The organism is Acidovorax sp. KKS102, assembly GCF_000302535.1.
GTDB lineage: Bacteria > Pseudomonadota > Gammaproteobacteria > Burkholderiales > Burkholderiaceae_C > Acidovorax.
The window spans coordinates 4696138-4719063 of the sequence record NC_018708.1 but is presented as its reverse complement, the minus strand read 5'-3'; the positions used below and the strand labels follow the sequence as shown (position 1 = coordinate 4719063).

At 67.1% G+C, this 22926-nt stretch carries 20 protein-coding genes and 1 pseudogene; 10 read left to right on the top strand and 11 right to left on the bottom strand.

Annotated features, from left to right (window positions below):
* Positions 1 to 31: 31 nt before the first annotated feature.
* Positions 32 to 1213: a trans-acting enoyl reductase family protein gene (locus C380_RS21625; RefSeq protein WP_015015978.1), complete on the bottom strand. Its 1182-nt coding sequence runs from the start codon at positions 1211 to 1213 to the stop codon at positions 32 to 34.
* A gap of 293 nt (positions 1214 to 1506) precedes the next feature.
* Here C380_RS21625 and C380_RS21620 point away from each other — a divergent pair, with 293 nt between their 5' ends.
* The 4 genes from C380_RS21620 (at position 1507) to C380_RS21605 (ending at position 4650) form a co-directional block, all read left to right on the top strand.
* Positions 1507 to 1995: a YiaA/YiaB family inner membrane protein gene (locus C380_RS21620; RefSeq protein ID WP_043565745.1), complete on the top strand. Its 489-nt coding sequence runs from the start codon at positions 1507 to 1509 to the stop codon at positions 1993 to 1995.
* 132 nt (positions 1996 to 2127) lie between these two features.
* The gene (locus tag C380_RS21615; protein WP_015015976.1) at positions 2128 to 2613 is read left to right on the top strand and encodes a hypothetical protein; all 486 of its coding nucleotides are present in this window, start codon (positions 2128 to 2130) and stop codon (positions 2611 to 2613) included.
* Positions 2614 to 2627: 14 nt separating this feature from the next.
* Positions 2628 to 3479: a DUF2145 domain-containing protein gene (locus C380_RS21610; RefSeq protein WP_083871693.1), complete on the top strand. Its 852-nt coding sequence runs from the start codon at positions 2628 to 2630 to the stop codon at positions 3477 to 3479.
* A 118-nt stretch (positions 3480 to 3597) separates the two neighbouring features.
* Entirely contained in the window at positions 3598 to 4650 is a 1053-nt protein-coding gene (locus tag C380_RS21605) for a zinc ribbon domain-containing protein (protein WP_015015974.1), read from the top strand.
* Positions 4651 to 4684: 34 nt separating this feature from the next.
* Here the strand turns inward: C380_RS21605 and C380_RS21600 are convergent, their stop codons facing one another.
* From C380_RS21600 to tgt, 4 genes are all read right to left on the bottom strand, one after another.
* Positions 4685 to 6094, bottom strand: a complete 1410-nt coding sequence (locus C380_RS21600) for a diguanylate cyclase (protein WP_015015973.1) — start codon at positions 6092 to 6094, stop codon at positions 4685 to 4687.
* 74 nt (positions 6095 to 6168) lie between these two features.
* A complete protein-coding gene (locus C380_RS21595; protein WP_015015972.1) occupies positions 6169 to 6738 on the bottom strand; it encodes a PAS and helix-turn-helix domain-containing protein in 570 nt (189 codons plus the stop codon).
* 51 nt (positions 6739 to 6789) lie between these two features.
* On the bottom strand, positions 6790 to 7188 hold the full coding sequence (locus tag C380_RS21590; protein WP_015015971.1) for a hypothetical protein: 399 nt from the start codon (positions 7186 to 7188) through the stop codon (positions 6790 to 6792).
* 192 nt (positions 7189 to 7380) lie between these two features.
* The gene (tgt, locus tag C380_RS21585) at positions 7381 to 8553 is read right to left on the bottom strand and encodes a tRNA guanosine(34) transglycosylase Tgt (RefSeq protein WP_015015970.1); all 1173 of its coding nucleotides are present in this window, start codon (positions 8551 to 8553) and stop codon (positions 7381 to 7383) included.
* Between the two features lie 109 nt (positions 8554 to 8662).
* Here tgt and C380_RS21580 point away from each other — a divergent pair, with 109 nt between their 5' ends.
* Positions 8663 to 9142, top strand: a complete 480-nt coding sequence (locus C380_RS21580; RefSeq protein ID WP_015015969.1) for a universal stress protein — start codon at positions 8663 to 8665, stop codon at positions 9140 to 9142.
* 96 nt (positions 9143 to 9238) lie between these two features.
* Here the strand turns inward: C380_RS21580 and C380_RS21575 are convergent, their stop codons facing one another.
* From C380_RS21575 to C380_RS21560, 4 genes are all read right to left on the bottom strand, one after another.
* A complete protein-coding gene (locus C380_RS21575) occupies positions 9239 to 9625 on the bottom strand; it encodes a hypothetical protein (RefSeq protein WP_015015968.1) in 387 nt (128 codons plus the stop codon).
* A 371-nt stretch (positions 9626 to 9996) separates the two neighbouring features.
* Positions 9997 to 11232 (bottom strand): phospholipase A, encoded by a 1236-nt coding sequence (locus C380_RS21570; RefSeq protein WP_015015967.1) that lies wholly within the window; start codon positions 11230 to 11232, stop codon positions 9997 to 9999.
* Positions 11229 to 11582, bottom strand: a complete 354-nt coding sequence (locus tag C380_RS21565) for a hypothetical protein (RefSeq protein ID WP_015015966.1) — start codon at positions 11580 to 11582, stop codon at positions 11229 to 11231. The genes C380_RS21570 and C380_RS21565 overlap by 4 nt, the downstream gene beginning before the upstream one ends.
* Positions 11583 to 11762: 180 nt before the next feature.
* Positions 11763 to 13862, bottom strand: coding sequence for an ATP-dependent helicase (locus C380_RS21560; protein WP_015015965.1), 2100 nt, complete (start codon positions 13860 to 13862; stop codon positions 11763 to 11765).
* A 313-nt stretch (positions 13863 to 14175) separates the two neighbouring features.
* On the opposite strand from C380_RS21560, the gene C380_RS21555 reads away from it, so the two are divergent.
* Together C380_RS21555 and C380_RS21550 are read left to right on the top strand one after the other, a co-directional pair.
* On the top strand, positions 14176 to 15465 hold the full coding sequence (locus C380_RS21555; RefSeq protein WP_015015964.1) for an ABC transporter substrate-binding protein: 1290 nt from the start codon (positions 14176 to 14178) through the stop codon (positions 15463 to 15465).
* Between the two features lie 111 nt (positions 15466 to 15576).
* The gene (locus C380_RS21550; RefSeq protein WP_015015963.1) at positions 15577 to 16530 is read left to right on the top strand and encodes an AEC family transporter; all 954 of its coding nucleotides are present in this window, start codon (positions 15577 to 15579) and stop codon (positions 16528 to 16530) included.
* Positions 16531 to 16558: 28 nt separating this feature from the next.
* Here C380_RS21550 and C380_RS21545 read toward each other — a convergent pair whose 3' ends face one another.
* Complete coding sequence (locus tag C380_RS21545; protein WP_015015962.1) at positions 16559 to 16840, bottom strand: cupin domain-containing protein; 282 nt, start codon at positions 16838 to 16840, stop codon at positions 16559 to 16561.
* Between the two features lie 336 nt (positions 16841 to 17176).
* Between C380_RS21545 and C380_RS21540 the strand changes: the two genes are divergently transcribed.
* Positions 17177 to 19138, top strand: a complete 1962-nt coding sequence (locus tag C380_RS21540; RefSeq protein WP_015015961.1) for a gamma-glutamyltransferase family protein — start codon at positions 17177 to 17179, stop codon at positions 19136 to 19138.
* A gap of 96 nt (positions 19139 to 19234) precedes the next feature.
* Here C380_RS21540 and priA read toward each other — a convergent pair whose 3' ends face one another.
* Positions 19235 to 21367: a primosomal protein N' gene (priA, locus tag C380_RS21535; protein WP_015015960.1), complete on the bottom strand. Its 2133-nt coding sequence runs from the start codon at positions 21365 to 21367 to the stop codon at positions 19235 to 19237.
* A gap of 784 nt (positions 21368 to 22151) precedes the next feature.
* On the opposite strand from priA, the gene C380_RS24790 reads away from it, so the two are divergent.
* Both C380_RS24790 and C380_RS21530 read left to right on the top strand, forming a co-directional pair.
* Positions 22152 to 22295: a hypothetical protein gene (locus C380_RS24790; protein WP_015015959.1), complete on the top strand. Its 144-nt coding sequence runs from the start codon at positions 22152 to 22154 to the stop codon at positions 22293 to 22295.
* 254 nt (positions 22296 to 22549) lie between these two features.
* Positions 22550 to 22924: pseudogene (locus tag C380_RS21530) on the top strand (NADH-quinone oxidoreductase subunit B family protein); the annotation flags it as partial.
* Positions 22925 to 22926: the final 2 nt, after the last annotated feature.

Genomic DNA, 22926 nt, shown 5'->3' with positions numbered 1-22926 from the left:
CGGACCAGACCGTGAAGAAGTTCAGAGGGCGTTATGTCGACTCGACCGCGAAGCTCAGCCCTGCATTCGCTTGCAGCCGCGCGATGAGCCGGTCGCCCATCGCCGGAGCGGTGGTCCAGATGCCGCCAGGCGTTTCCGTGGCTTCCTGCAGCAAGCACACGGCCGCTTCGGTGATCATCTTGGAGGTGGAGCCGTAGCCCGGGTCGCGGTCGCCCTTCACGCCCACGCGCAGGCTGTGGCCTGCGTCGTCGGTGCCCAAAAACAGCACGTCGTAGAAGCCGTTCTCGCGCTCCTCGCGCGAAGGGCCTTCGCCCGGCTTGGGGCCTTTGTCCGAACCCAGCGACTTGTCGCCCGCCACCGCATTGGCGATGGCCTCGCCCTTTTCGCCAGGGCCGGTGATGAGCATTTCGTCGTAGACAAAGTCGGTGCCGTAGGCGTGCTGCAGCAGGAAGTTGGAGCGGTGTACGTTGCGCGTGTTGATGGCGGCCATCACGAAAGGTGCGATCCACACCCCATCGCCCAATGCTTCGTCCACCATGGGCTTGTTGCCCGAGGGCTGGCGTGGGCCTTCAAAACCGGGGGTCAGCGAGAAGGGGTTTTTCAGCAGGTCCAGCACGCCGGGCTGGCTGGCGGCTGCGGCCATGGTGGCCTTGAGGCTCGCGGCCGTGCCGCCCGAGAAGGTGCCCTTCATCTTGCGCACCCGGCCGCGCACGCGCGGGGCGGGGTGGCCGAAGCGGTGGCGGAACTCCTTTTGCAGCAGGAACACGCCCAGGTCGAACGGAATGGAGTCAAACCCGCACGAGAACACGACGCGCGCGCCGCTGGCTTTGGCGGCGGCTTCGTGCGCGTCGATCATCTGGCGCATCCAGGCAGGCTCGCCGCACAGGTCCACATAGTCCACCCCGGACTTGGCGCAGGCGGCCACCAGTTCGTTGCCATACAACTGGTAGGGGCCCACGGTGGTCAGCACCAGGCGCGTGGTGTCCATCAGCGCCTGCAGGCTGGCGGGGTTGCTGGTGTCGGTCACGACCAGCGGGGTGTCGGCCGGGGCGCCCACTTCGTCGCGCACGGCGGCGAGTTTGTCGGCATTGCGGCCTCCCATGGCCCAGCGCAGGCCGCTGCCGGCGGGGTAGCGTTGCAGCAGGTACTCGACCACCAGGCGGCCGGTGAAGCCGGTGGCGCCGTGGACGAGGAGGTCAAAAGGTTTGGTCATGGTGGGGGCTCCGTCCGTCAAAAGTGCAAGGTCCGGGGGCAGGCAGAAGCTGCCTTGCCCGGAGAGGCCGCCATTCTCTGTGGCCCTGCCTGCTGCCTCTGTCGCGCAGGTGCATGGCGAGGGGCGCGTAGGGCCTGAACAACGGCTTGCTCCTTATTTTCTGAGAAAAAGTATCGCAAAACGATACCGGTTGGCCTGCCGGTGGCCACTGTTACGGTTCAATGCAGACACGCAAGTTACGTCTGGGCACCATTCGTTCCGTGTTCAACCAACGCCCTCCGGGCACCACAGCAATGTCTTCTTCTCCCATCGTTGTTCAGCGTGACACCAAGGCCTGGCAGCTGCAGGTGTGGGTCTCGTTCGGCATCGCGGTTTTTCTGTGCGCCGTGGGTCTGGCATGGTTGCCCGGCGAGCAACTGGAGCAGGCGTTCATGGTGATGGGCTACGTGTTCTGCCTCTCGGCCGCGTTTGTGCTGGCCAAGTTTGTGCGGGACAACGAAAGCGCCTCGCGCCGCGGCGGTGGCGACACCCCCATGTGGAAGCTGGTGGTGTGGGGTGGCTTTGCCGTGGCCATGGGCCTGACGGGCTGGGGCCTGCTGAGCATGGACATCAACGTGACCTACAAGGCGTTTCTGGGCGTGAGCTGGCTGTACCTGATCACCACCGCCTTCACGCTGGCCAAGATGCTGCGCGACCGCCATGAGGCCGACCTGCTCGAAGCCCGCCTGCAAGGACGCCGCGAAGCGGCCCAGGCCGCTGCCCAGAACAGCAGCGTGAACTGATCGCACCCGGTGTGCGCAGGCGGTAACCCGCTGCCCTTCTGGACGAGTTTCTTTCTGGTTCTTTCTGGTCTTTCGACCCGGTCTGTCCCGCACCTGGGGTGTGTGGGCGGGCCGTACCCTGAGGAGTGAATGATGATGAATGCCGTGTTTTCTTCGTGGGGCTCTGCGGCGCGCCTGCCCCGCGCCCTGCTGGCGGCCGGTGTGGTGTGTGTGGCCCTGGTGGCCGCTGCACCGGCCCGTGCGCAGAGCGAGGCTTCTGCCGCGCTGTCGATGTTGCCGGTGGCCTCGGTGGTGGGCACGGCGTCGGTGGCCTCGGCGGCCGCCGGTGCGGTGGTGACAGTGCCGGCGGCGCTGTCGGTGGGCGGCGCGGTGCTGACGGTGCGGGCGGTGGAGGCCTCGGCCGTGGGCACGGTGTATTTGCTGGAGCGCGCCTCGGACGGCGCCCAGGTCAGTGTGGAGGTGGTCGGCCGTGGTGTGGCGGGCTCGGCCTACGCGGTGGGCACGGTGGTCACCTGCAGCGTGATCGGTACGGGCGTGATCCTGTCGGCGGCGGGTGAGGCGATTGCTTTTGTGCCCAATGCCATCGGCCGCGCTTTGTTGCACAACGAGCGGCTGTGAGGAGCAGCGCGATGATGAAAGCCCTGAACCTTGGCCGCGACCCCGCGCAGCGCATCCCTGCGGTGGTGGGCATGGTGTTCTTCGCAGGGGCCGCGCTGCTGGCAGCCACCCCGGCCCACGCAGGCCGCTCCTGCGAATCGCGCAAGCCCGTGCCGCCGCAGGTGATCGAGCGCGGCATGAAGCTGGCCGAGCAGACGTCGGCCGCGCTCGATGCCGAGCACGCCAAGTCGGGCGTGCAGGTGGTGGCTTTGGCCCGCGCGGGGCAGGACCTTTCCAAGTACGGCCTGCGCTATTCACACTTTGGCTGGGCCTACAAGACGGCCGAAGGCCCGTGGCGCGTGGCGCACAAGCTCAACGAATGTGGCACGGCCGTGGGCCACCTGTACCGCCAGGGCCTGGGCGAGTTCTTTCTGGACGACCTCTGGCGCTACGAGGCCGTGTACGCAGTGCCCACGCCCGAGGTGCAGCAGCGCCTGCTGGCCGTGCTGCAGGACAAGGGCCGCACCAAGACGCTGCAGCACCTGCCCTACAGCATGGTCAGCTACGCGTGGGGCCGCAAATACCAGCAGTCCAACCAGTGGGCGCTGGAGACCCTGGCGATGGCCATGGAGCCCGCCACCGTGCGCTCGCGCGACCAGGCGCAGGCTTGGCTGCAGTTCAAGGGCTACGAGCCCACGACTCTCAGGCTGGGGCCGCTCACGCGCATGGGCGGGCGGGTCGGGTCGGCCAACATTGCGTTTGACGACCATCCGAACGAAAAGCGGTTCTCGGACCGCATCGAGACCGTGACCGTCGACTCGGTGCTGGCCTGGATGCAGCGCACCCAGCTGGCAGCCGCACCGGTGGTGCTGGCGATCAAAAATTGAATCAAAATGCCAGCAAGCGCAATCAATACATGCGCTGGCAGCTATAAAAAGAAGAGCATTCGCCGGTGCGCTACCGCGCGCACCCAACCCGGCGCACAGCGCCACCGAGGAGAAGAACATGAGCAAGTCCCTGAGACTGTCCGAAAAATGGTTCCGTCGTGGCCTGTGGCTGGTAGCGCTGGTGTTTGCCAGCTTCCTCATCGGGCTGGGCGGCACCATCGTGGGCGATCTGCCCAAGGTCGAGACCCCGCTGCGGGTGGACGACTTTCTGGACAAGGCCGCTGCCGACAAGCTGCGCGCCGAGGTCAAAACGGCGCGCCAGGCCGAGCAGGACGCGCAGACCGCGCTGGAGCAGGCCCAGCTGCAGCGCAGCAAGGTGCGCAGCGAGGTGCAGGCTGAGCGGGAGAGCTTCAACAACTGGCTGTCCACGCGCAGCGCCACGCAGCGGGCGGACCGGGACCCCGAGGTGATCGCGCGCACCCAGGCGCTCGATGCCCTCAAGCTGGTGGAGCGCAAGGCCCAGCAGGCGGTGGAGACGCAGCAGCAGGCCGCCCTTGATGCCCGGCAGGCGGCAGCCGCCCGGCAGGAGCAGCTCAACCAGATGGAGTCTGACGGCTATGTGAAGCTCGCCGCCGAGCGCCGCAAGGTCGAGCTGCGCGTGTTCCTGTACCGCCTGGCCCTCACGCTGCCGCTGCTGGCCGCCGCCGGCTGGCTGTTCGTCAAGAAGCGCAAGAGCACCTACTGGCCGTTTGTGTGGGGCTTCATCTTCTTTGCGCTGTTTGCCTTCTTTGTGGAGCTGGTGCCCTACCTGCCCAGCTATGGCGGCTACGTGCGCTACGTGGTGGGCATTGCCGTGACGGCCGTGGTGGGGCGCTACGCCATCCAGGCGCTCAACCGCTACCTGGAGCGCCAGAAGCTGGCCGAGGCCCTGCCCGACCAGGAGCGCCGCAAGGAGCTGAGCTATGACGTGGCCCTGGCCCGCCTGGCCAAAAGCGTGTGCCCCGGCTGCGAGCGGCCCGTGGACCTGAAGAACGAGAAGATCGACTTTTGTCCGCACTGCGGCATCGGCCTGTTCGACCACTGCGGCCACTGCAACACCCGCAAGAGCGCGTTTGCACGGTTCTGCCACGCCTGCGGCACCGGGGCGGGCGTGAAGCTGGCGCAGGAGTGAGGCAGGCCGCGGTGCGGCCAATGCGGGGCTTGGCCTAGCCCACCATCACCCGGTTGCGCCCCTCGGCCTTCGCGCGGTACAGCGCCGTGTCGGCGGCCAGCAGCAGGGTGTCCATGTCGGCCTCTGCGCCCAGTGTGGCGCTGTGCACAAGGCCAATGCTGACGGTGGCCCGCTGGGGGCCGCCCTGCGTCGCATCCAGCGCCTGCCGTTCCACGGCGCTGCGCACCCGTTCGGCAATGGCCTGGGCCTCGGTGGGGGACACGCCGGGCAGCACGGCGGCAAACTCTTCGCCCCCCATGCGGCCCAGCACGTCGTCGGCGCGCAGTGCGCGCGCCATGGTCTGCGCAATGCTGACCAGCAGTCGGTCGCCCGCGCCGTGTCCGTGCTGGTCGTTCACCTGTTTGAAGTGGTCCACGTCCACCATCATCACCGCCAGCCCGCTGGATTCGCGCTGGTAGCGCTCCAGCAGGCGATCACCCTGTTTGAGCAGTGCGCGGCGGGCCAGCACACCCGTCAGGTCGTCATGGCGCACGGCATGGTGCAGGCGCCGCAGGGCCTCGGCGCGTGCCGCGCTGGCACAGGCCACGGCCAGGGGGCCCAGGGCCAGCAGCGTGACGCCCACACGCAGCGAGAACACATCGCCCGCATGGGCCGGCGTGAAATTGAGCACACCTGTGGCCACACCCGCCATGGTCCACAGGCACACCACCAGCGACAGCAGGCTGGAGGTGAAGGCGCTGTAGCTCAGCGCACACCACAGCAACCCGGGCACGACAAAAGCCAGCATGCCGGGCCCGCCGATGAGTGTGCGGATGCCCTCGGCCAGCACCAGCGAACTGACGGGTGCGACGCGCCAGAACAGGGGGGTGTCCTGGGTGTGCGAGGGCGGGTCTGCCGCGCGCGGCGCAGCCAGCACCACGGGCACGATGAGCATGTAGTTCATCAGCTCGGTGCTGAACCACAGCGACAGCAGGTCCGTCCACGGGGAGTCGAAATACACCGGTGCCGCGCCACAGCCTGCCAGCGCACCCACCGCGCTGGCCGCCAGTGCTGCCAGCAGCAGATACAGCGCCGCCGCCGTGCGCTGCAGCCGCAGGATGCGCTCGTCCAGCCCCCGCAGCACCAGCCAACCGGCGGTGGCGCCCAGCAGGTTGGCGGCATTGAGCCACAGGGCCATGCCCCAGGCACTGCCGGTGACCAGGTCGGCTGCCACATAGCCCACTGCGGCCGCCACCCAGGCGGGCGGCCGCGCCAGATGCGGGTAGCGCACCAGCAGCCCCAGCAGCAGTGCATTGGCCGGCCAGAACGCCGATAAAAAGCCGATGGGCCGCGCAAAGATGCCCACCAGGCAGGCGGCAAAGATCAGCAGTGCCAGGCCTGCCCAGGCCACGGGCGGTGGGACGGTCCGGGCAGGGGCAAAAAGGCGGGGCAGGGCGGGCGGCATGTGGGCAGCGGATGCGTGCGAGGGGGCGTGCAGGGGCGTGGGCGGGGGCGTATGGCCCCCGATTGTCCCCGGTGTCAGGGCATGCCCAGCAGCAGGGCCACCAATTCGCCGGTGCTGGTGGCGCCCAGCTTGCGCATCAGCCGCCCCCGGTGGGCCTCCACCGTGCGGTGGCTGATGTTCAGGTGGCGTGCAATCTGTTTGCTGGTGGCGCCGGTCACGATGTGCTGGGCCACCTCGCGCTCGCGCACCGTGAGTGGGGTGCTGACCACGCGGCGGTGCGAGATGTCTTCAAACATCCACACCGCCCGCGCAAACGGTTGGGCGCGGTCCAGCGCGCGGCCCACCACATGGCACCAGAACAGGGTGCCGTCGCGGCGTCGCATGACGCGCTCGTCGCTGTAGCTGCCGGTGTCCATCATCGCGGGCAGGCCCAGGTTGCCGGTGTGGGTGAATTCGTCCAGCGACGGATACAGCGGCGCCAGCGGCTGGTCCAGCAGCTCGGCCTGTTCATAGCCAAACATGCGGGCAAAGGCTTCGTTGCAGATCTCGATGTGGCGCTCGCGCGTGACGCACATGCCCACGGGGGCGAGGTTGAAGGCCAGTTCCAGCGCTTCATTCAGGGGAGCGGGCGGGGTCGCAGGCATGGGGCGGATTTTGCAGCAGCCCCTGCGGGCCACCGGGGCAGGGCCAGGTGGTCAGCGCCTGCGCCAGCGCAGCCGCCACTGCCGCTGGATCACCCGCGCCATGCGCCAGGCCCACGACGCGCGGGCCCGCTCCAGCACGGCGTGCTTGAGCTGCATCCAGTGCGCGTGGGTCCAGGCAAACCAGCGCAGTTGCATGAGCGCTGGCTGGGTGAGGGTGAACAGCCGCGCCACCACCGCTGTACCCACCACCTTGGCCAGCACGATCACCAGCATGCCCAGCACCACATGCCCGCGCCCGATGGCCCAGAGCGCCAGCAGCTTGATGGGCAGCAATAGCGCCGTGGGCAGCGCAAACAGGGCCACCGCCGCCCAGGGCGGGAGGGAGCGCACCCAGCCCTCGATCCAGCGCAGGCCCGGCCAGCGGCCGATGCGCGCCAGCAGGCGCTGCAATGGCTCCCAGCCCCATTCCTCGAACAGGATCAGCAGGGCGAGCAGGCCGCTGCCCAGGCCCGTGAGGGCCCGCAGGGGCCAGTGCAGCAGATGGCGCAGGAGTTTTGGAATGATTTGGGCCCGATGCGCTAGTGGATCATGCCTGAGGTGCTATGTAAAACATAGCAATCTGGCGGGAGGCATCTCCGCAGCTCACACGCCGCGCGCCCGGTCGGCCTTGAACTGCGCGCGGAACTGGGCGAAGGTGCCGGCCTCCAGCGACTCGCGCACCTCGCGCATCAGGTTCAGGTAGTAGTGCAGGTTGTGTACGGTGGTGAGCATGGGGCCAAGCATTTCGCCGCAGCGGTCCAGGTGGTGCAGGTAGGCACGACTGAAGCCTTCGCGCCCGCCGTCGTCCCACGACACACCCGAGCTGCCCGCGCAGGCGTAGCAGGTGCAGCTGGTGTCCATGGGTCGGTGGTCGGCCTTGTGGCGGGCGTTGCGGATCTTCAGGTCGCCAAAGCGCGTGAACATCGTGCCGTTGCGTGCGTTGCGGGTGGGCATCACGCAGTCGAACATGTCCACACCGTCGGCCACGCCCTGCACCAGGTCTTCGGGCGTGCCCACGCCCATCAGGTAGCGGGGCTTGTGCGCGGGCAGGCGGTGGGGCGTGTGGGCCATGATGTCCAGCATCTCGTCCTTGGGCTCGCCCACGCTCACGCCGCCCACGGCGTAGCCAGGGAAGTCCATCTCGACCAGGCGCTCCAGAGACTCCTGGCGCAGGTTTTTGAACATGCCGCCCTGCACGATGCCAAAGAGGGCGTTCGGATTGTTCAGCCGGTGGAACTCGTCCTGGCTGCGCTTGGCCCAGCGCAGGCTCATCTCCATGCTCTTGCGCGCCTCGGCCTCGGTGGTCTTGTGGCCCTTGGTTTCGTAGGGTGTGCACTCGTCGAGCTGCATCACGATGTCGGAGTTGAGCGTGGTCTGGATCTGCATGCTCACCTCGGGCGACATGAAGAGCTTGTCGCCGTTGACGGGGCTGGCAAAGGTCACGCCCTCTTCGGTGATCTTGCGCATGGCGCCCAGGCTCCAGACCTGGAAGCCGCCGGAGTCGGTGAGGATGGGCTTGTCCCACTTTTCAAAGCCGTGCAGGCCGCCAAAGCTCTGCATCACATCGAGGCCCGGGCGCATCCACAGGTGAAAGGTGTTGCCCAGGATGATCTGTGCGCCCATGTCGTGCAGGCTGCGCGGCATCACGCCCTTGACGGTGCCATAGGTGCCCACGGGCATGAAGATGGGGGTCTGCACCACGCCGTGGTTGAGCGTGAGCTGGCCACGGCGTGCGTGGCTGGAGGGGTCGGTTTTGAGGAGGTCGAACTGCAGCATGATGGGGCGCATTGTCCCAGACGGGCCGGGCTGACCTGCCGCAAGGGATTGGACTGGCGCTGGTCGATGGCGTCGCTACACTGGTCTGTACTCACTCAAGGAGAACCCCATGCTCAAGATCCTCATCGCCGTGGACGGCTCCGAACTCTCCCTGGATGGCGTGCACCACGCGCTGGCGCTGGTGCGCCAGGGGCTCCAGGCCACGATGGTGCTGGCCAACGTGCAGGAGCCCGCCACGCTGTACGAACTGGTGACCACCCGTGACCCCGACCTGATCGCCGCCGCCAGCCTGGAGGCGGGCCAGCATTTGATGGCGCCAGCGCGCGCGCTGCTCGATGCCGCCGGGGTGGCCTACGAAACCGATGTGGGGGTGGGTGATGTGGCGCACACGCTGGTGGACATGATCGAGCGCTCGGGCTGCGACATGGTCATCATCGGCGCCAAGGGGCAGGGCGCCATCACCAGCGCGCTGCTCGGGTCGGTGTCGCAGGAGGTGGCCCATGCCAGTCCGGTGCCGGTGACCATCGTCAAGCATGCCGAGGTGCTGGAGGGGGTGGACAGCGACGCGGTCGAGGACGCCGAGGCCTGACCCCTTTGGCGCCCGCCCTGATAGAAAAAGACAGGACAAAGGAAAAGGGCCGCTGTGCGCGGCCCCGATCGGAATGTGTGGGAGAGGTTGCCCGGATCAGGCCGCCTTGCGAAACGGCTCCGAGGGCCGCTGCAGCTTGCCATGGGGCAGCGTGGCCAGGCGCGAGAACATGCGGCGCACGTAGCCGCGTACCCACAGGCACTTGTTGAGTTCATCCACGGGCAGCGGGCCCGACACCACCACGATGTCGTTGGCCACGTCCTGCGCCCCGGCCGCACGCAGGCGGCGGCGCGTGTTGTTGGCCCACGACTGGATGCGCGTGGGGCTGCCATGCTGGTGCACCTCGCCCGTGTGCTTGTCGAACGCAATGGCCACGGTGTCGGTCTTGAGCTTGAAGCGGCGTTCACCCGTGACGGCGCTGGGCGCCTCGCGCATGTCATACAGGTAATAGCTGCCTGCCTTGAGCTGGTATTGCATGTCCATGGGTGTGTTCCTCTTTGTCGGCATTGTCGAGGGGCACGCTGCAGGCAATGGCAGGTAAAACGGTGGGAAAGGGGCTCTTTTTGAACGCCTCTCACTGGGGGCCACGCCGGTTTCAGTGCGCGTGCCATTGTGGCCGCACGTCGGCGCCATCCGGAGAAACTTGAGGAGGATGTCGTAACGAGTTGTGAGCAGACTCGCACGGCCCCTGGTAGCGTTGGTCTTTGTCCTGTCTCGGGCCTGTGCAGCGGGCACGGCCCACCTCAGGGCCACCGCGCAAGGGCCGCCCCGCCGCGCTGGTGGCGTCCCCTTCCCGACTCGCGCAGCGAGGCGAGAGAAGGGGGAAGCGGCGCAGCCGCTCAGGGGGATGGCCTCTAGAAGTCCACCAGACTCAACCCCACGCTGAACACAGTGCGCTTGCGGTTGTAGTCGATCATGCTGTCGCCATAGCCGCTGAACAGCGAGGTGTGCAGGCGCAGGTTGCTCTTGCTGCCAAACAGGCCGGTGCCCAGGGCCTGTAGCCACTCCACGCGCACCGAGCCCCGGTCGCTGCTGGCCAGCGTGTGGCGCACGGTGGCGCCCAGGGTGTTGTCCTTGTTCACGTTCCACAGCAGCGACAGCTCGCCCCGGCCGATGTAGTCGCTGATGCCCGGGTTGTCGTCGCTGCCCGCGCTTTCGGGGATGCGCTTCCAGATACGGGCGTTCACGCTGAAGCGGTTGTCCAACTCGATGCCGGTCATCAGGTACGCGCGGTTCCAGCTGCGCGACAGGGGTTTGCTCTGGCCGTTGGACTGGTGCACCAGGCCGATGCCGCTGTAGCGCCACTTCCAGCCAAACGGCAGCTGCGCCGTGGTGGGGTACACGTACATCAGCTCGGGCTCGTGGTCCGTGGCGCGGAAGGGGCGCGAGATCTCGGGCGTGAACAGCTGCCAGTACGACTGCTGTGTGTAGCCAAACCACAGCGAATCCTTGAGCGTGGGGTGGCCCTGGGTCAGCATGCCCTGGGCGATCTTGGTACGCACGGACAGCTGGATGCGGTTTTCAGTGCGGCGGTACGGCGTGGAGTCGGTGGCCGAGTTGCCGTCGGCATCCGACGTGGGCTGGCGGTTCACGCTGCTCGATGCCACCACCGACACCGTGATCGGGCGGTAGCCGCGGAAGCTGAACGTGCCGCAGTCGGTGCCCGTCTCCAGCTCCCAGAAGCGGGAGAGGTCGCTGTACTGTGGGTCGCGGCAGCCTTCAGTGCGCGCCACGTCGATGATGCGCGTGGCGGGCAGCGTGGCGTCCACCGGTGGTGGCACGGCCGACGAAGACGTTACTCCGCTGGCGTTGGCTGATGCCGCGGGGGCTTGCCACGCCTGCCCACCCGCAGGAGCCGCCTGCGCCTGCTCGGCCGCCCAGGCATCAAAGCAGGCCAGGCGCGCCTGGTTGTCGCTGGACAGAGCGGTGCAGCGGCGCAAGGCTGCGTCGGTCCCTGTTGCGGCGCCGGTGGCTGCGGCTGGGGCTGATTGCGCCAGTGCCGCGCCGGCCGGGGCCAGGGCGACCGCCAGCAGCAGGGCCAGAGAGCGGTGCCGATGGGGCGCAGCGGGCACGTGCGTTATGGCGCTCATTGCCAGGCCGCCTGTTTGCGCAGCACAAACGGTGCCGACGGCGTGGTGGGGGTGGGGTGGGCGTTGTTCCATGTTCCGCGTATTTCCTTGCCGCAACTTCCATCGACCACCTGGCCAGTCCAGGTGGCGCTGATGTTGGTGCCGTTGATCGATTCTTCCAGGGTCAGGTCGCCGCCATCGACGTCACCACTGACCTGGGCCGTGGTGCCGCCGCGCACCACGGTGCCACGCACGCTCTGTGCCAGCTCGGGGTGCGGGCCCAGTTGCAGCGTGGCCGTGGTGGGCTTGTCTCCAGGTGCCGGGGCCTGCAGCTCGGCGCGCCACTGGCCCTGCAGGTGTTGGTGGTCCATGTCTGCCGCCGTCGGGCATGCCGACGTGGATTGTGGGCCTTTTTGGCCGATGGCGCTTGTAGGACAAGCGCTGATAGCTATCAAAAGCGCAGCAATGCTCCAGGCGCCGCGGCCACGAGGCAGGGTCGAGCATGGATGGGGATACGTGCTGGGGTGTTTTGCCATGGTGCGTGTGCGCTCTCAGGCGGTGGGCGCCGGGTTGGCGGCCGCAGCGGCGTTGGCCGCCGTGGTGGCCTGTGCCTTGGCTGCAAACTCGGCGCGCAGGGCCTTGAGCTTTTCGCGCGGGTCTTCGCGGGCGGTGGTCTTGTCCAGGCCCATTTCGGCGATGAAGCGGCTGGGCTGTGCGGCCACCATTTCGCGGCCCTTCTTGCGGCGCTTGGTCCAGCTCACGGCCAGGGTACGCTGGGCGCGGGTGATGCCCACATACATCAGGCGGCGCTCCTCCTGCAGGCGCTGCAGCACGTCGTCGGTCACCTTCTGCTGGCGGCCTTCGTCGTCGTCGAGCTTGAAGGGCAGCATGCCCTCGGTCACACCTACCAGCACCACATGCGGCCACTCCAGCCCCTTACTGGCGTGCAGGGTGGAGAGCGTGACCATGTCCTGCTCCTGCTCGCGCTCGCTGATGGTGGAGAGCAGCGCAATGGTCTGCGACACCTCCAGCAGGCTCTTGGTCTCCTTGGCCACCACGGCGCCTGCGGTGTCGTCAATCTGCCCGCCCGCGCGCTGGGCCATCCAGTCGCAGAACTCCATCACGTTGCTCCAGCGGGCGGCGGCCACCTTCTCGCTGTCTTCGTTGTCGTACAGGTGCTGCTCGTAGCCGATTTCCTTGAGCCATTCGTTCAGAAAGGCGCGGGCGTCTTCGGCGCCGACGGTACGGCGGGCGCTGTACTCCAAATAGTTGATGTAGCGGCCAAACTCATGCAGACCGTCCATGGCGCGCTTGGGCACGGCGGCCGGCAGCATGCCGTTGAACAGCGCACCGAACATGCTCTGCTTGTGCTGCGTGGCAAACGCGCCCAGCGCTGCGAGCGTGGTGTGGCCAATGCCGCGCTTGGGTGTGGTGATGGCGCGCAGGAACGCCGGATCGTCGTCGTTGTTGATCCACAGACGGAACCAGGCGCACAGGTCCTTGATTTCCGCCCGGTCAAAAAAGCTGGTGCCGCCCGAGACCTTGTAGGGGATGTTGGCCTTGCGTAGCGCCTTTTCAAACGGCTTGGCCTGGTGGTTGGCGCGGTACAGGATGGCGAAGCTCTTCCAGTCCGGCGGCGGGTTGCTGGCCGCGCGCAGGCTCTGGATGCGGGCCACGGCGCGCTCGGCTTCGTGCTCCTCGTTGTCGGCATCGACCACCCGCACAGGCTCGCCTTCGCCCAGCTCGCTGAACAGCGTTTTGGGGAACAGCTTGGGGTTGGGGCCGATCACGTTGTTGGCGGCGCGCAGGATGGCGCTGGTGGAGCGGTAGTTCTGCTCCAGCTTGATGACCTTGAGGTGGGGGTAGTCCACCGGCAGTTTCTTGAGGTTGTCCAGCGTGGCGCCACGCCAGCCGTAGATGGACTGGTCATCGTCGCCCACGGCCGTGAAGTGCCCCTTTTCGCCCACCAGCAGCTTGAGCAGCTCGTACTGCGTGGCGTTGGTGTCCTGGTATTCGTCCACCAGCACATGGCCCAGCGCGGCCTGCCACTTGGCGCGCACTTCGGGGAAGTCGCGCAGCAGGCGCAGCGGCATGCCGATCAGGTCGTCAAAGTCCACGCTCTGGTAGGCCGCCAGGCGTTCTTCATAGCGCGCCATCAGCGTGGCGATGATGCGTTCGTTGTCGTCCGCCGCCTGGGCCAGCGCCTGCTCCGAGGTCAGGCCCATGTTCTTCCACTTGCTGATCACCCACTGCCATTGGCGCGCCGTGGCCATGTCGGTGGTGCCGCCCGAGGCTTCCTTCAGGATGCCCGTCACATCGTCGGCGTCCAGGATGCTGAACTGGGGCTTGAGGCCCAGCACATGGCCGTCCTCGCGCACCATGCGCACGCCCAGCGCGTGGAAGGTGCAGATCAGCACGTCCTTGGCGCGCCGGCCGATCAGGTGCCCGGCGCGCTCGCGCATTTCAGACGCCGCCTTGTTCGTGAAGGTGATGGCCGCAATGCGCTTGGGGTCCATCCCTTTTTCGATCATGTGGGCGATCTTCATGGTGATCACCCGCGTCTTGCCCGAGCCAGCCCCTGCCAGGACGAGGCAGGCCCCGTCGGTGTAGTGAACGGCCTGGAGCTGGGCGAGATTGAGACCGGCAGACATGGAGGAAAAGGAACGTGCAGAAAGGGCGAAGGGGGAACCGGACAGGCGCGGGGCGGTGGGTGCCACGGGCGTGGGGTGCACGCCGAGGGGACGTGCAGCGCAAGGGCGCAATGATACCGGCGTACCCCCCAGCATGCCCTGCTCGCCCACGCGCGACCGGTGCCTGACGGTCGCCTGACAGGGGCGCCCCGCGGCCCATGGGGCAGGCCCTGTGCTCCGGGAAACCCCGCTAGGGGCTTTGTTTTCACAATTTGATACTGGTTGGCGAGTCCCTCCCCCACCGGGAGGGGAGTGTTGTGAACCGAGCACCGCCATGAACCCTGTGACCCCGCCTTCCATCGCTTTGACCGCCGCTACGCCCCGGGCGGTCCACGGTCGGTTGCCCCTGCCTGCTTGGGCCGCATGCGCCGCCCTGGCGGTTGCCGGCGTGCTGGCGGGCGCGGCGCTGCTGCCACGGGCGGCGCATGCGCAGGCGGGGGGTAACGCCCCCGCGCGCATCGGCGTGGTAGGGCCGTTCACCGGGCCGTCGGCGGACTTCGGTGTGCCCATGCTCAATGGCATCAAGCTGGCGGTGGATGAGATCAATGCCGTGGGCGGCTACCTCGGCCGCCCGCTGGAGCTGGTCATCAAGGACGACAGGGCCGACCCCGACCAGGGCCGCAAGGTGTCGCAGGAGCTGCTGGCCGAGAAGGTTGTCGCCACCATCGGCTTTTGCAACACCGGCGTGGCGCTCAAGGCCATCGATCTGTTCCAGGACGCCAAAAGCCCGCTCATCGTGCCCTGCGCCACGGGCACGGCCGTCACGGCCAAATACCCCGCGCCCGACAGCTACATCTTCCGCGTGCAGGCGCGCGACGCGATCCAGGCGCCCTTTCTGGTGGACGACATCGTCAAACGCGGCTGGGACAAGGTCGCCATCTTTGCCGACAAGACCGGTTATGGCGAAGGCGGCTACAACGACGTGGTGGCCGCGCTGGCGGCCAAGAACCTCAAACCCGTGCATGTGGCGCGCTTTGACCTGGGGGTGAAGGACCTGACGGCCGAGCTGACTGCGGCGCGCAACGCGGGCGCCAACGTGGTCTACAGCTACACCGTGGGGCCGGAGAACGCCACCATTGCCAACGGCAAGAAGGCGCTTGGCTGGAAGGTGCCGCAGGTGGGGCCATGGCCGCTGTCCTTCCCGTTTTTCCTCGAAGGCGCCAAGGACGCGGCCGAGGGCGCGCTCATGGTGCAGACCTTCATCGCCGAGCCCAGCAACGAGCGCCGGGCATCGTTCCTGTCGAGCTACACCCGCAAGTACCACGGCAAGGTGGCCGTGCCCATGGCGGCAGCCAACGCCTACGACGCCACCTACCTGCTGATGTACTCCTTCCTCGGCATCCGAGACGGCAACCTGAACGGCAAGGCCATCAAGGAGTCGCTGGAGGGCAAGATGAAGACCTACTACGGCGTGGTCACCACCTACGACAAGCCCTTCAGCGCGCAGGACAAGGATGCGATCACGCGCAACATGCTGGTCATGGGCGTGGTCAAGAACGGCGCGATCACCTTTGCCTACCCCGAGGACGCCAAGCGCAACCTCATCGTGCAGCGCAAGCAATAACGAAAAACGGATGCCAGCGCTCGCCAGTGGCGAACCCGCCCACCTGACTTTGCGCTGACCATCTCGGGCGCGGTCGGCCCGGGCCGTTGGCGCAACAAGGACAATCGGCCCGTGCTGTCCGTTCTGCTCGTCACCTTCCCCTTCTTCGCGCTCGTGCTCTGCGGCTACCTCGCCGCACGGCGCAGCGTGCTGCCGCAGCCTGCCATCCCGGGGCTCAACGCCTTCGTGCTGTACTTTGCGCTGCCCTGCATGCTGTACCGCTTTGGCGCCAGCACGCCCATCCACCAACTGCTGGACCCTGCGGTGGCGGGCGTGTATTTGCTGTGTGCCTTGGTGATGGTGTTCGCCACGGTGGCGCTCACGCGCAACGCGCGCATCGGCTGGAACGACGCGGCCTTTGGCGCGCTGGTGGCCGCCTTCCCCAACACCGGCTTCATGGGCGTGCCGCTGCTGGTGGCACTGCTGGGCGCGCAGAGCGCGGGCCCGGCCATCGTCACCATCGTGGTGGACATGGTCATCACCAGCTCGCTGTGCATCGCGCTCTCGCGCCTGGATGGTGCGGGCACCCACGGTGTGGGCGTGGCGCTGAAGAACGCCTTCAGGGGCATGGCCACCAACCCCATGCCCTGGTCGATTGCGTTGGGGGCGCTGGCGTCGGCGCTGCAGTTCAAGCTGCCCGGCCCGGTGGACAAGACCATCGCCATGCTGGCCGACGCGGCCTCGCCCGTCGCGCTGTTCACCATCGGCGCAGTGCTGGCCCGCTCGCAGATGAACCAGCACGAGCAGGTCCCTGCACGGGACTACGTGCCGGTGGCGCTGGCCAAGTTGCTGGTGCACCCGCTGCTGGTGTGGGGCGCAGGCACGGCGGCCATGGCGATGGGGGTACCGCTCACGCCCTTTGCGCTCACGGTGATGGTGCTGCTGGCGGCGCTGCCCAGCGCCAGCAACGTGTCGCTGCTGGCCGAGAAATTCGGCGCCAACAACGGGCGGGTGGCGCGCATCATCCTGGTGTCCACCGCGCTGGCGTTCTTGAGCTTCTCTGCCGCCGTTGCGCTGCTGACCTGAGCCGCCAGGCCGCTGCGGTGCGGTGGGCTCAGGCCGCTGTCCGCGTCTTGCGCCCCACCAGGTACTGCACGCCCAGCATTCCGTAAAACTCCGAGTGTGGCTCTTCGGCCGCCAGGTGAAAAACATCGCCCGCCTGGTACACGCGTTCTGACGTAGCCGTGGCGATGCGGATATCGCCCGACAGGATCAGCGCCTTGGCCTCGAACGGGTGCGTGTGGTCGCCCAGCATGCCGCCGGCCTCGCGGGTCACGGTGACGGCGGGCTCGAAGCCCTCGCGGGCCAGTTCGTCTGCAAATTGTTCGGGGGTCATGGGGTCTCCTGCGGCGGTACGGGGGCAGTGTAGGTGCGGGCTCAAAGCCAGGGTGGGGGCCCGGACTCTCAAAAATGATAGCTACCAGCGCATGATGCACTAGCGCTACTGCCGGATTTGCTTCCATTTTCATGCGGGGATCGCGCGTGGGAGTCGCCCAGCCAACGTGACCGGCCCGCTGCCGTGCCGCAGCTTTGGCCTGCCTGTCGTTGCCTTCCTGAGATGGCTGCCTTGAGAAAACGATACGAAAAAACATTCGACATGGCATGCCTTTTGCGCCGACGATGTGGCGTGGTCAATGGGTGCCCACGAACGGACAACAACAGGAGATTCAAGATGAGGAAGAGGAATATTGCGCTGTGGGCACTCACGCCCGTGGCCGTTGCGCTGGTGCTGTCGGGCTGTGGCAGCGGCTCGGACAACGACCTGGCCGTGGACAACAATGCCCAGAGCTGCTCGGTGGTGTCCAGCTCCGGATCGGCCGTGGTGGTGGGCTCTGGCGTGGCGGGCGACCCGGCCGCGCCCGAGGCGGCATCGGGCTACCGTCTGGGCTACAAGGCCAAGCAATCGAGCAAATACATGGTGGTGGCCAACACCCCGCTGGCCACCAAGGCCGGCTGCGACGTGCTCAAGGCCGGCGGCACGGCGGTGGACGCCGCCGTGGCCGTGCAGGCCGTGCTGGGCCTGGTGGAGCCGCAGTCCAGCACGCTGGCGGGCAGCGCCTTCATGATGTACTACGACGCCAACACCAAGAAGGTCGTGGCGTACGACGGCCGCGAGACCGCCCCTGCTGCCGCCAACGGCTACTACCTGGTACGCCAGGACCAGGGCGATGCCTCGTCCCCCGCGCCCGTGCCCAGCGCCCGGCGCAGCGGCCGCTCCATTGGCGTGCCTGGCGTGATGCGCATGCTGGACATGGCCCACAAGGAACACGGCAAGCTGGGCTGGGACAAGCTGTTCGACGAAGGCATCCAGCTGGCCACCAACGGCTACCGCATTCCGGGCCGCATGGGCGACGCCATCAAGGGCAACGCCGCCAGCCTGGCGCTGGATGCGAATGCGGTCGCCGCCTTCTTCAATGCCGACGGCACACCCAAGGCCACCGGCACCGTGACGACCAACCTGCCGTATGCACAGACGCTGCGCACGCTGGCCAGCGGCGGCGCCAACGCCCTGTACTCCGGCCCTCTGGCCGAAGCGATCGTTGCCAAGGCGGCCCAGTCGGTGGGTGACGATGCGGCCAAGACGCCCATCACCCCCAGCCTGATGACGGTGAACGACCTCAAGAACTACCAGGCCAAGAAGCGCGAACCGGTGTGCACCACCTACCGCGCAAGCTACTACGTCTGCACCATGTCGCCCCCGTCGTCGGGCGGTATTGCCATTGCGCAGGCGCTGGGCATTCTGGAGAACTTCGACCTTTCCAAATACGGCCCCACCAACCCGACCAACGAAGGCGGCGTACCGAGCGTGATGGGCGTGCACCTAGTGTCCGAGGCAGAGCGCCTGGCTTATGCCGACCGCGACAAGTACGTGGCCGACACCGACTTCATCCCGCTGCCCGGCAAGGGCGTGTCCACCATGCTGGACAAGGCCTACCTCAAGCAGCGCGCGGCGCTGATCCAGCCGGACGGCAAGTCGCTGGGAACGGCGTCGGCAGGGGCGCTGGGCGATGTGCCTCTGGGCGTGGACAAGACGGTGGAGCGCGGCACGACGCACTTCTCCATCGTGGATGCCTACGGCAACGTGGTGTCGATGACCTCCACGGTCGAGTCCAGCATGGGCTCGTTCCACATGGTGGGCGGCTTCCTGCTGACCAACCAGCTTACCGACTTCTCGGCCCAGCCGGCTGACGGCGCCGGTGTGCCCATTGCCAACCGCGTGGCGCCCGGCAAGCGCCCCCGCAGCACCATGGCGCCCACGCTGGTGTTCAAGGGCACGGAGCCGGGTGATTTCGTGATGGCCACGGGCTCGCCCGGCGGCGGCACCATCATCCAGTACGTGCTCAAGACCGTGGTCGGCGCGGTGGACTGGAACCTCGATGCCCAGCAAGCCACGTCGCTGGTGAACTTTGGCGCCACCAACAGCACCACCACCAACGTGGACGGCGCCAACACGGCGCTGGACCTCACCGGGCTGATCGACGGCCTCAAGGCCAAGGGCCACACGGTGAACAACGCCGCGCAGTCGAGCGGCGTGTCCACCATCATGCGGGTCAACCGCAACGGCCAGACCCGGCTGGAAGGCGGGGTGGACCCCCGCCGTGAAGGCATCGTGCTGGGTGACGGCGCGCTGTAACCGGCGAACCACGCTCTGACGAGACGGGGGCTGCGTTGAAAAGCGCAGCCCCCGTTGCTTTGTATTGAGGCCGCTGTGTGGGCCTGCCGGGCGGACTTAGATGGCTAGTGGGTCCACGTCCACCAGCCAGCGGATCAACCCCTTGTGCTCCGGCTGGCTGCGCGTGGCTTGCAATATCGGCTGCCAGGCGGCCAGAAAGCGCTGCAGGGTGGCGCGGCTGCTGCTCTCCATCAGCATCTGGGCGCGCTCCACATTGGCAACGCGCTGGATCGTGAGCGGCACGGGCGGGAACAGGATCACTGTGCCATCGGGCAAACCTGGCAACTGCGCGGCGTGGGCGGCGGCGGTGGCCGCGGTCAGAAAGCCCTGCGCCACCTCCTGCGTGCGCGCATCGGCCCGCACCAGCGCCTGGTACGAGAACGGGGGCATGGCCGCCTCTTCGCGCTCCTTGAGCTGCTGGGCGGCGAAGGCTTCGTAGTCGTGCTTGCGCAGCGCCTCGAACACGGCGTGCTGGGGGTGAAAGCTCTGCACCCACATCTCAGGCTGCGTGCCGTGCACCGCTTGGGCGGCCATGTAGGCGGCGTCGCGCCCGGCGCGGCCTGCGGCCTGCATCAGCAGGGCAAACAGCCGTTCTGCGGCGCGGAAGTCGCTGCTGAAGAGTGCGCCATCGGGCTGCACCGCAGCCACCAGCGTGATGCGCCGAAAGTCGTGCCCCTTGGCAATCATCTGCGTGCCCACCAGCACATCCACCTCGCCCGAATGCACCTGCGCCAGTTGCGCCTCCAGCGCGCCTTTGGCTTTGGTGGTGTCAGCGTCGATGCGGGCGATGCGGGCGGGCGTGCGGTCGGGCCGCAGCACCTCCCGCAGCAGCGTGCCCAGCTGCTCCTCCAGCTGCTCGGTGCCCTTGCCCATGGGGTGGATGTCGGGGCTGCCGCAGGTCGGGCAGTGAAACGGCACGCGCACCGTGTAGCCGCAGTGGTGGCAGCGCAGGGTGCGGTCGGTCTTGTGAAACACCTGGTGCGCGCTGCAGTGCGGGCAGTCGCTCTTCCAGCCGCAGTCCACGCAGTGCAGCACGGGCGCGTAGCCCCGGCGGTTCAGCAGGATCATGCTCTGCTCGCCGCGCGCCACGCGTTCGGTGATGGCCTGCAGCAGCGGCGCGCTGAACACGGTGCGGCGGGGCTGCTGGTTCATGTCCACCCGGCGTACGCGGGCCAGGGCCCCGGCGCCGATGCGGCTGGGCATGTGCAGGCGCACGTAGCGGCCGCCCTCGGGGTCTTCGGCCGTGGGCGGGCGGCTGGCGTGCCAGCTCTCCAGCGACGGCGTGGCCGAGCCCAGGATCACCTTCGCGCCCTGCTCGCGTCCGCGCCAGATGGCCAGGTCGCGGGCGGAGTAGCGCGCGCCTTCTTGCTGCTTGTAGCTGGGGTCGTGCTCCTCATCGACCACGATGAGCCTCAGCCCCGGCAGGCTGGCGAACACCGCCATGCGCGTGCCCAGCACGATGCGTGCGCTGCCGCCATGGGCGGCCAGCCAGCTGGCCAGGCGTTGCGGGTTCGTCATGCCGCTGTGCAGCGACACCACGGCGCCGGGGCCGAAGCGCGGCGCAAAGCGGCCTGCAAACCGCTCCTCCAGCTGGGGCGTGAGGTTGATCTCGGGCACCATCACCAGCGCTTGGGCGGTGGGGTCGGCCTCCAGCATCTCCTGCACGCAGCGCAGATACACCTCGGTCTTGCCGCTGCCGGTGCTGCCAAACAGCAGGAAGGGCCCTTTTTCTGCAGAAATTCGGGCCCTGGCGCTTTCCTGCTCTGCGGTGAGTGCTATGTTTTCAATAGTGCCTGAGGCGTCTCCAGCGCCCTTGGCCGGGCGCCGCAGCCGCCGCGCCAACTGCTCGGGGCGCAGGTCGCGCAGCTGGGGGGGCAGCGCGGCCAGCGCCACCTCGCCCAAGGCCCGCTGGTAGTAGCGCGCCGCAAACCCCACCAGTCGGCGCCACGGCGCATCCAGGGGCGCCACACCCTCCAGCACGCCGGCGATGGGGCGCAGGGTGGCGCCATCAGGCAGCTCGCCAGGGGCCTCGTCGGCATCCCACACCACGCCCAGCACCTCGCGCGTGCCCAGGGGCACACGCACCAGCGTTCCGGGTGAGAGCGGGCGCTCACTGGCGTAGCTCAGCAAGTCGCCGACCCCGCTGTGCGAGGGCGTTTGCAGGGCAACGTGGACGATGTAGGTGGGCATAGGCACGGGCTATGGGGTGACTGGCGAGCTTAGTGCGCGTTGTGGATGTGATCTGGAGCTTTGGCGGCTAAGTGCTTGATTTGCCGAGGGTGTGTGAGTAATCCCGGATTTCTGTGGATAACTTTGTTGACATCCCGCCTGGACCCCCGCCCAAGCCGCATGAATACTGGCTGCGAACAGATTGCCCGGAAATGCGGCACTCAAAAAAAATCCTTATGAATCAATCATCTGAAGAAATTTGGCCTCGATTTTTGTGCTAAGCCCATTCGGCGTCTCGATGTTGCGCTGCATCACGTTTTGTGTGCATAAGTCGGACAGCATGGGTTCGTCAAGAGGACAGGCAGCCCCTTTTTGTGCTAGTGCCGTCATCAGATGTTCATGCATTTCTTCGGTTTGGGCTGCAAGTGGTTGATTTGACAGGGTATTTGTAAGAAATCCAGAATTCCTGTGGATAACTTTGTTGATATCCCTTGGGTTTGCCCCGCAAGTCCTTGTCAAATCGTGCTTTGGCTGGATTGCCTGTCAAAAAAGCAGGGGATTTAAATCCTTATGAATCAACGACTTAGTGCGTTGGCAAGGTTTTTTGGCAAGTTGCAGTCTGCTGTCATGCCGGGCGTGAGGATGCTCCATTTTTGTGCATAAGTGCGCTGGCGAGGCGCCTGGATCTGCGACGAAATGCCCGGGGATTGTCGCAGGGCCCGGAGTCTCTGGCGTCCCGGGTGTCACAGCGCTCCATGTCGCTTTGCTTCAAGACGGCGCAGCGGCTTGTGGCGACGATGCCGCCATGGCTACTTACTCTTCTTCCCCCATGACAGAGGCGCCCACCATGGAGCGCGACGGTTTTGTGCTGGCCCGGCTGGACGAGGTGGTGCAAGCGGCGCGCACGGACAGCCTGTGGTTCATGACCTTCGGGCTTAGGGCCTGCTAACCCCTTTTTTGCCAGTGCGAAGGCCTCCCCCGCCACGCCAATCGAGGCGCGCGACGACGCCAAGGCCGGGGCCTTGACTAGGAGTGCAACGACGAGTGGCGTGGCGGGGGAGGCCTTCCCTTCGGGTTGCGAGGCAAACGGGCCACCCGCTGTGTTGCCAAGCCTCGCTGGGGCAGCACCCCAGCTTCGTTTGGCGCCTTGCGTCTGGCCCGTTTGCTTCGCAACGCATCTGGCAAAAAAGGGGTTAGCAGGCCCTAAAGTGCTGCACGGTCGAGATGATGCACGCCGCCATGGCGCGCTACGACCTGGACCGCTTCGGCATCATCCCGCGCTCCAGCCCGCGCCACAGCGACCTGATGATCGTTGCCGGCACCCTCACCAACAAGATGGCGCCCGCCATCCGCAAGGTCTACGACCAGATGCCCGAGCCGCGCTATGTGATCTCCATGGGCTCGTGCGCCAACGGCGGTGGCTACTACCACTACAGCTACTCGGTGGTGCGGGGTTGCGACCGCATCGTGCCGGTGGATGTGTATGTGCCCGGCTGCCCACCCACGGCCGAGGCGCTGCTCTACGGCATCCTGCAGCTGCAGGCCAAGATCAAGCGGCCCCGGGTGATCCAGCGGTAGAC